This window comes from Streptomyces sp. NPDC107654, from assembly GCF_055639035.1.
Genome location: NZ_JBVKBI010000008.1, coordinates 102705 through 111424, shown reverse-complemented (window position 1 = coordinate 111424; position 8720 = coordinate 102705). Strand labels below are relative to the sequence as shown.

The window sequence follows — 8720 nt, the reverse complement described above, 5'->3', positions numbered from 1 at the left end:
CATGACCGAGATCACCCCCGAACTGGTCGAGAAGGCGTACGTCGCCCTCGTCTCCCTGGACCGGGAGGAGGCCGCCAAGTACTGGTCGGAGGACGTCCGCTTCTCGGTCCCCGGCCGCCACGCCCAGGCGGGCTGGCACATCGGCCTCGACGCCCTCCTCGCCTTCCGGCGCGCGCTGACGGACGCGGCGGGCGGGAAGTTCGAGGTGGAGCTCGTCACCTCCATGATCAGCGGCAACGAGTGCATGGACGTGGTCAGGGTCCACGCGGTCCGCCCCGGCGCCCCGGACGGCAGCACCTCCCCCTACGACGTCCTGGACGCCGACGGCATCCAGGTCTTCCGCTGGGAGAACGGCCGCATCGTCGAGGGCCGCGCCGGCTTCTTCGGCGACGGCTCGACCCACTACGACCAGTGGTGGTCCCCGCTGGACGGCGAGGGCGAACGCCGGTACGTCTGAGCCACGACGGCACCGGCCCGCCGCGTCCCCCGACGGGGCGGGCCGGTTGCGTGCTCAGGCTTCGGGCGAGGTGGACGTACCGCCCTCGAACGCCGCCAGGATCCGTTCCGCCGCCAGCGTCGCCGTCAGGCGGCCGTCCCTGACCCGCTGTTCGAGGTCCGGGGCGGTGGCGCGGACCGCGGGGTCGGAGTGCAGGCGGCCGAGGAGTTCGTCGCGGACCATCGCCCAGGTCCAGCCGACCTGCTGGTCACGGCGCTTGGTGGCGAGCCGGCCGGTGGAGTCGAGCAGCGTGCGGTGGTGTTCCAGACGCTCCCAGACCGTGTCGAGGCCGGTCGACTCGCGGGCGCTGCAGTGCAGCACCGGCGGGGTCCAGAACGCGTCCTTGCCGTGCATCAGGCGCAGCGCGCCCGCCAGTTCGCGGGCGGCGGCGCGGGCGTCGCGCTCGTGCGGACCGTCCGCCTTGTTGACGGCGATCACGTCGGCCAGCTCCAGCACGCCCTTCTTGATGCCCTGGAGCTGGTCTCCGGTGCGGGCCAGGGTGAGCAGCAGGAAGGAGTCGACCATCTCGGCGACCGTCGTCTCCGACTGGCCGACGCCGACGGTCTCCACGAGGACCACGTCGTAGCCGGCCGCCTCCATCACCACCATCGACTCCCGGGTGGCCTTCGCGACCCCGCCCAGCGTGCCCGCGCTGGGGGAGGGGCGGACGAAGGCGGCGGGGTCGACCGCCAGGCGCTCCATCCGGGTCTTGTCGCCCAGGATGGAGCCGCCCGTGCGGGTGGAGGAGGGGTCGACGGCGAGGACCGCCACCCGGTGGCCCAGCGAGGTCAGCATCGTGCCGAACGCGTCGATGAACGTCGACTTGCCGACACCGGGCACCCCGCTGATGCCGATCCGCCGCGCCCGGCCGCTGTGCGGCAGCAGCTCGGTGAGCAACTGCTGCGCCAGCGCCCGGTGCTGCGGCCGGGTGGACTCGACGAGTGTGATGGCGCGGGCCACCAGGGCCCGCTTCCCGTCCAGCACACCCTTCACATACGTGTCGAGATCGATCGCTGCCATGCGGGGCTACAGGTCGTGGCCGAGGTCGGCCGACAGGCGCCGCACCAGGTCGTACGCCGCGTCCGGGATCACCGTCCCCGGCAGGAACACCTCCGCCGCGCCCATCTCCCGCAGCGTCGGCACGTCCTGCGGCGGGATGACACCGCCGACCACGATCATGATGTCCTCGCGGCCCTCCTCGGCGAGCTTCTCGCGCAGCGCCGGGACGAGCGTGAGGTGACCGGCGGCCAGCGAGGACACCCCGACCACGTGCACGTCCGCCTCGACCGCCTGCCGGGCGACCTCCTCCGGCGTCTGGAACAGCGGGCCGACGTCGACGTCGAAGCCGAGGTCGGCGAAGGCGGTCGCGATCACCTTCTGGCCGCGGTCGTGGCCGTCCTGGCCCATCTTCGCGACCAGGATGCGCGGCCGGCGCCCCTCGGCCTCCTCGAACGCGTCCACCAGGGCGCGGGTGCGGTCCACGGACGGGGACTGGCCTGCTTCGTTGCGGTACACGCCGGAAATCGTACGGATCTGGCTCGCGTGCCGCCCGTACACCTTCTCCAGGGCGTCGGAGATCTCGCCGACGGTCGCCTTGGCGCGGGCCGCGCGCACGGCCAGCTCCAGCAGGTTGCCGTCGCCGTCGGCGGCCCGGGTCAGCGCGTCCAGCGCGTCCCGGCACGCGGTCTCGTCCCGCTCCTCGCGCAGCCGCCGCAGCTTCTCGATCTGCTGGGCGCGTACGGAGGAGTTGTCGACCTTGAGGACCTCGATCGCCTCGTCGCTCTCCACCCGGTACTTGTTCACGCCGATCACCGGCTGCCGGCCGGAGTCGATGCGCGCCTGGGTGCGCGCCGCGGCCTCCTCCACGCGCAGCTTGGGGATGCCGGCGTCGATGGCCTGCGCCATGCCGCCCGCCTGCTCCACCTCCTGGATGTGCGCCCAGGCCTTGCGGGCGAGGTCGTACGTCAGCCGCTCCACGTACGCGCTGCCGCCCCAGGGGTCGATGACCCGGGTGGTGCCCGACTCCTGCTGGATGAGCAGCTGGGTGTTGCGGGCGATGCGCGCCGAGAAGTCGGTCGGCAGCGCCAGGGCCTCGTCCAGGGCGTTGGTGTGCAGCGACTGGGTGTGGCCCTGGGTCGCCGCCATCGCCTCGACACAGGTGCGCGTGACGTTGTTGAAGACGTCCTGCGCGGTCAGCGACCAGCCGGAGGTCTGCGAATGCGTGCGCAGCGACAGGGACTTGGCGTTCTTCGGGTCGAACTGCCTCACCAGCTTCGCCCACAGCAGGCGGGCCGCGCGCAGCTTGGCGATCTCCATGAAGAAGTTCATGCCGATCGCCCAGAAGAACGACAGCCGGGGCGCGAACGCGTCCACGTCCAGGCCCGCCTCCCGGCCCGCCCGGATGTACTCCACGCCGTCCGCGAGGGTGTACGCCAGCTCCAGGTCGGCCGTGGCGCCGGCCTCCTGGATGTGGTAGCCGGAGATGGAGATGGAGTTGTAGCGGGGCATCCGCTGCGAGGTGTACGCGAAGATGTCGGAGATGATCCGCATCGACGGCTTCGGCGGGTAGATGTAGGTGTTGCGGACCATGAACTCCTTCAGAATGTCGTTCTGAATGGTTCCGGCCAGCTTCTCGGGCGGTACGCCCTGTTCCTCCGCCGCCACGATGTACAGCGCCAGCACCGGCAGCACGGCACCGTTCATCGTCATCGACACGGTCATCCTGTCCAGCGGGATGCCGTCGAACAGCTGGCGCATGTCGTAGATCGAGTCGATGGCCACGCCCGCCATGCCGACGTCACCGGTCACGCGCGGGTGGTCGCTGTCGTAACCGCGGTGGGTGGGCAGGTCGAAGGCGACCGACAGGCCCTTCTGGCCGGCCGCCAGGTTGCGCCGGTAGAACGCGTTGGACTCCTCGGCGGTGGAGAAGCCCGCGTACTGGCGGATCGTCCAGGGCTGGTTGACGTACATCGTCGGGTACGGGCCGCGCAGGTACGGCGCGATGCCCGGGTAGGTGCCCAGGAAGTCCAGGCCCTCCAGGTCGCGGCCGGTGTACAGCGGCTTGACCCCGATGCCCTCCGGGGTCTCCCACACCGGCTCGGCGCCCCCGGTGGCCCGCTTCAGGGCGTCACGCCAGTCGCCGTCGGTGGCGTCGGCGACCGGGGTCCCCAGCTCGATGCCGGAGAAGTCGGGGATTCCCATCAGGACACTCCCATGCGGTCGAGGGTCGCGGACAGGACGTCCACGGCGTCACAGCCCGCGAAGACGTAACTGTCGATGCCGGAGTAGTCGCCCCGGCCCGCCAGGAACACGTGCCGGGCACCGGCCGCCCTGAGCGCGGCGGCGGTCTCCTCGGCCTGTTCGGCGTAGAGCGCGTCGCTGGAGCACAGCACGGCCTCGGTCGCGCCGCTCTCCTCGAAGGTGCCCTCGGTGACCGGTTCGACGCCGCCCGCCTGGAAGAGGTTCGCGGCGAAGGTCGCGCGGGCGGTGTACTCGGCGGCCGAGCCGAGCGTGGCGAGGAAGACCCGGGGCCGGGCGCCGGTCGCCGCCAGATGGGCGTCGGACCGGGCGCGCAGCTCCTCGTACGCCTCGTCGCGGCGCACCCGGGGCAGTCCGCCGGACGGCGGCTCGGGCACCGCCCGGCGCTCGACCGGCTTCTCGGACAGCAGGGGGAACTCGCTGACCCCGGTGATGGGTTCGCGCCGCTTGGCGAGCCGCTTGGAGCGCTCCGCCCAGGTCGTCGCGAGGTCGGTGCGCAGCCGGCCGGAGCGCAGGACGGCGGCCTGACCGCCGTCGCGCTCGATGGACCGGAAGAACTGCCAGGCGGCCTCGGCGAGTTCGTCCGTCAGCCGCTCGACGTACCAGGAGCCGCCCGCCGGGTCGATGACCCGGGCCAGGTGGGACTCCTCGATGAGGATGGTCGAGGTGTTGCGGGCGATCCGCCGGGCGAACGCGTCGGGCAGCCCGAGCGCGTGGTCGAACGGCAGCACGGTCACCGCATCGGCTCCGCCCACCCCCGCGGCGAGCGTCGCGACCGTCGTGCGGAGCATGTTCACCCACGGGTCGCGGCGGCTCATCATCACCGGCGAGGTCACCGCGTGCTGCACCTGCGCGCCGGGTGCCCCGCAGACCTCGGTGACCCGGGCCCACAGCCGGCGGGCCGCCCGCAGCTTGGCGATGGTGAGGAACTGGTCGGCGGTGGCCGCGTAACGGAACTCCAGTTGTCCGGCGGCCTGTTCCGCCGTCAGCCCCGCCTCCGTCAGCTCCCGCAGGTAGGCCACGCCGGTGGCCAGCGCGGCGCCCAGCTCCTGCGCGGCCGAGCCGCCCGCCTCGTGGTACGGCAGCGCGTCCACGGTCAGCGCGCGCAGCCCCGGGTACTCCTCGGCGCAGCGCGCGGCCAGCGCGGCGTACGGCGCGAAGTCGAGCGGGGTGCCGGTGCGGGCCTCGTACCCGAGCGGGTCGCCGCCCAGGTTGCCGCGCACGTCCTTCGCCGCCACGCCCCTCTCGGCGTACAGCCGCAGCAGCGCCTCGGCGGCCTGCCCGGTGTCGCGGCCGGCGTCCAGGACGACGGGCGCCAGGTCGAGGTAGACGCCGTCGAGGGCGCGGCCCAGCTCGGAGAGCGGGATGCCGCCCTCGCCCAGCACCAGCCAGAGCGAGGTGCCGCCGTTTTCCAGGTCGGCGAGCACGGCGCCGTCCGTGCCGTCGGCGAGTGCCGTGTGCCGCTGCCGTACGTCCCAGCCGCTCGCGAGGGAGCCCTCCGGGCGGCCGCCCCGCACGAAGGGGGCGAAGCCCGGCAGACCGGGGTCGGGCGCGCTGTCGCGCGCGGTGTACAGGGGCCGGGTGCGCAGCCCGTCCTCCAGCGTCGTGGACAGGGCGTCCTCAGCTGCCGCGCCGCTACGTTCCCCGCCGGACTTGCGCAGTACGCCCTCGACCAGGCGTTGCCACTGCTCGTGTGTCGCGTCAGGGAACTCGGCGGCCAGTGAGAGCCCGTCGTCAGGCAGGACCGTCATGGCTCGGATGCTAGGGCAGGCCGGTGGAGCCCAGGCGGAACGGAGGCTGTGAGGTTTCTCTTCTTGCGGTTGTGACCTGTGCCGCTCCGGTTGCCCGGGGCTCGCCCGGAGGCTCAGCGGGTCTCGTCCTCCCGGTCCGGTACGAGGGCGCACACGGCCGCGCGCTGCTCGGGGCCCATGGAGTCGGCGAGGGCCCGGCGGACGGTGGCGGCGAGCCGGGCGGAGGTCTCGCGCAGCAGGTCGCGGGCCTTGTCGGTGAGGGCGACCTGCACGCCCCGCTTGTCGCCGCACACGGACGTGCGGGTGACGGGACCGGCCCGCCGGAGGCAGGCGATCCGGTAGGTCGGGCGGGTCTTGGGGCGGCCGAGGAGGTCGGCGACCCGCGTCATGCGCAGTCCGGTGCGCGGCTGCTCGGCCGGCAGGCACAGGATCAGGAACTCGTCGTTCACCGTCGACCGCGACCGGTTCGGCAGGGGCGGGGACCGGCTCGGCATGATCCGCGGCCCGGTCACCGTCACGGCCGCGCTCCGCTTCACCCGCGCGGCGGCCTGAGATCCAGCTCCGCCCGTCGTACGTCCCGGGTGGACAGCGTCTGCGGGCTCGCGGTGAAGACGCGCAGCCGCAGCCGGGTGCCCCGCTTCGACGGCACCGTGAAGGCACCCGAGGGCGGCCGGAGCTCCACGGTGGCCGTGCTGTGCGCGGGCACCGTGGCGGGGCCGCGCACCAGCGACCAGTACCGGCTCATTCCCTGGCCCGTGGCGAGCATGTAGTGCGGGGTCAGCGCGACACCGCCCGTGTTGGCGACCCGCAGGGTCAGCCGGGTCAGGGTCCGTGCCGAGGAGTGCCGCGCCGCCGTGACGTCCATCCGCAGCGGCGGGGTCCCCGTCGCCGCCAGGACCGCGCTCACCAGCGCGGGCGTCACCAGCGCCACGGCGGTCGCGGCCAGGGCCGCCCGGCGGCGCGGGCCGGCGGGCAGGCGGGGACGCGGCTGCCAGGCGTGGGCGAACTCCGGCAGCGGCGCGGTGACCGCCGCCGCCAGCCACAGCGGGGTCATCATCAGGTAGTAGCCGTCCTGGGACCGGGTCGCCAGGTAGAAGGCGCACCAGGGCAGCACGGTCGCGGCCGGCCCGAGCCGCCGGACGAACAGCACGAACACCGCCAGCAGACCGGCGGCGAGCAGCATGCTCGCGTGGCCGTACCAGTCCAGCCGGTCGCTGCCGTGCGTGAAGTACAGCGAGACGCCCATCAGGCCCTGGCCGTGCAGCACCGCGCCCTGGGTCAGCGGCAGGGCGATCCCGCGCACCCAGGCGCCGGGCGAAGCCGCCGCGGAGTACACGTCGAGCAGCGACCAGGTCAGTACCGCGACCCCCACGATCCGCGCGACCACCCGCGCCGCCGCCCGCCCGCCCAACTCGCCGCGCCGCACCGCGTAGATCCCGGCCAGCAGGAACGGTGTGACGAACCACGGCAGTTGCTGGGCGGCACACGCGGCGCCCAGGCACGCGGCCCGCGCGACCCCGGCGGCACCGAGCCGGCCCCGCGCGCCGAGCCGGGGCCAGCGCACCACCACCGGCATCAGCAGGGCCAGGCCGACGATCGCGGGATAGCCCTGCCGGGCGTACATCGGCAGGAAGCCGAAGCCCAGGCAGACCATCGTCGCCGCCGAGCGCCACGGCACCGGCAGCAGCCGCCACAGCACCACCGTGCCCACGACCAGCGCGCCCGTCGCCGCCGCCGTCGCCGGGGCGCCGCCGTGGCCCAGCCACAGCAGCGGGGCGGTGAGCAGCGGGACCAGCGGGGGATAGCCGTACGTGAGGTCGTACCCGCCGTCCATGGTCGCCGTCAGCGCGACGCCCTTGGTGTGGAACAGCCAGGGCCACGGCTGCCCGTACACCGGGTGGCCGGCGACGAGTTCCCGCGCGGCCTGGCTGGTGAGGACCGCCTCGTCGCCGCCGGTGTGGTTAAGCGCCCAGGCGCACAGGGTCAGGGTGACCGCGGTCGCCAGCACCACCAGGTCCAGACGGGCCAGCGAGCGGGTCCGGCGGACGGTCAGGGCCAGTACGCCGGTCACCAGGACCGAGGCGTAGCAGACCGAGACGACCCCCGCGAGGACCAGTTGGTGTCTGACCGCCTGGGTCCACACCGATCGCGTGCCGATGAACAGGCTCACGTCGGCGAGGAGCGTCAGTACGCGGTGCCACTGCGCGGGCCCCTCCGGGACCCCCGCGCGGGCCCCCGGGACGGCGGACACCGCCGACGATGTCCGCCGACCGGGTGTCACCTGCTGTGTTTCTGCCAAGTGCACGGCACGGGACGCTAGCGGTGACGGGTGAGCGGGGCACGGAGGCCGGTGAAGAGCAAGGTATGAGCCTGGTAAGAACCACCCGAATAGCGGACATACTTCACAGGAAGCATCCCGAGCAGGACCATCCCCCCCGGTCGCACACCGTGTCGTTGTTGGGCCGAACGGGTGACTTGGCGTAAGAATTGGCTGGTGCAGGCAACGAGTGCGAGTCAGGTCGGGGGGAGCCGGTGAGCCGCTACGACGTCACCGATGAACAGTGGGAAGGGCTCGCCCAGGTCGTGCCGCTGCGGGGCCGGGACGCCTGGCCGTCCGCGGTGGACCACCGCTCGCTGCCCGACGCCGAGACCGAGACACGGCGCCGGTTCGTGGTGCTGCGCGTCAACGTCTTCGCGGACGCCCGCGAGGTCGCCGAGACCCTGATGGCCGGGGTGCCGGTCCTCCTCGACCTGTCGAGCGCGGAGGGCGACGTGGCCAAGCGCGTCCTCGACTTCAGCACCGGCGTCGTCTTCGGCCTGGGCAGCGGGATGCACCGCGTGGACCGCAACGTCTTCCTCCTGACCCCGCCCGGCACGGAGGTCAGCGGCCTGATGGAGGGGGCGGGGATCTCGGGGGGCTGACGGGGGGCGACAGGAGAAGGGCTACGGCCGCCTCCGGGGCGACCCCGGGGCGCGACGGACGCGGCCCCGCTTCCGGGCTCCGGCAGAGGGTGGCCTTGCCGTCGGCTGCGTCGCGGGGCCAGGGCGTTGCTGCCGGCCGCGCTCCGGCGTGGTCGGCGTCGCTGTCGGCTCGCGGCCGTCGGGTGCGGTCGCGAGCCGAGCGGGCCCGGCTGGAGTGGCGAGCCCGACACACGGCCGGCGCCCCCTGTCACCGGCTCCCGGGGCTCACCTCCGCTTCCTTCGGCCCTCCGGGC

7 protein-coding genes are annotated in these 8720 nt (G+C 73.5%); 2 read left to right on the top strand and 5 right to left on the bottom strand.

The genetic code is table 11. The annotated features are described in order from the left end of the window. Window position 1 precedes the first annotated feature (1 nt). Entirely contained in the window at window positions 2–457 is a 456-nt protein-coding gene (locus ACZ7N4_RS16630) for a nuclear transport factor 2 family protein (protein WP_471358992.1), read from the top strand. 54 nt (window positions 458–511) lie between these two features. Here the strand turns inward: ACZ7N4_RS16630 and meaB are convergent, their stop codons facing one another. The 5 genes from meaB to ACZ7N4_RS16605 all read right to left on the bottom strand — a co-directional run bounded on the left by meaB (window position 512) and on the right by ACZ7N4_RS16605 (window position 7756). After that, a complete protein-coding gene (gene meaB, locus ACZ7N4_RS16625; protein ID WP_471358990.1) occupies window positions 512–1516 on the bottom strand; it encodes a methylmalonyl Co-A mutase-associated GTPase MeaB in 1005 nt (334 codons plus the stop codon). A gap of 6 nt (window positions 1517–1522) precedes the next feature. Beyond that, the gene (gene scpA / locus ACZ7N4_RS16620; RefSeq protein ID WP_471358988.1) at window positions 1523–3697 is read right to left on the bottom strand and encodes a methylmalonyl-CoA mutase; all 2175 of its coding nucleotides are present in this window, start codon (window positions 3695–3697) and stop codon (window positions 1523–1525) included. Then, a complete protein-coding gene (locus ACZ7N4_RS16615; protein ID WP_471358987.1) occupies window positions 3697–5505 on the bottom strand; it encodes a methylmalonyl-CoA mutase family protein in 1809 nt (602 codons plus the stop codon). The genes scpA and ACZ7N4_RS16615 overlap by 1 nt, the downstream gene beginning before the upstream one ends. Before the next feature lie 113 nt (window positions 5506–5618). Beyond that, window positions 5619–5999: a MarR family transcriptional regulator gene (locus tag ACZ7N4_RS16610; RefSeq protein ID WP_471359167.1), complete on the bottom strand. Its 381-nt coding sequence runs from the start codon at window positions 5997–5999 to the stop codon at window positions 5619–5621. Window positions 6000–6037: 38 nt separating this feature from the next. Further along, window positions 6038–7756, bottom strand: a complete 1719-nt coding sequence (locus ACZ7N4_RS16605; RefSeq protein WP_471358985.1) for a hypothetical protein — start codon at window positions 7754–7756, stop codon at window positions 6038–6040. A 281-nt stretch (window positions 7757–8037) separates the two neighbouring features. On the opposite strand from ACZ7N4_RS16605, the gene ACZ7N4_RS16600 reads away from it, so the two are divergent. After that, window positions 8038–8427: a cell division protein SepF gene (locus ACZ7N4_RS16600; protein ID WP_471358983.1), complete on the top strand. Its 390-nt coding sequence runs from the start codon at window positions 8038–8040 to the stop codon at window positions 8425–8427. The last annotated feature ends 293 nt before the right edge of the window (window positions 8428–8720 follow it).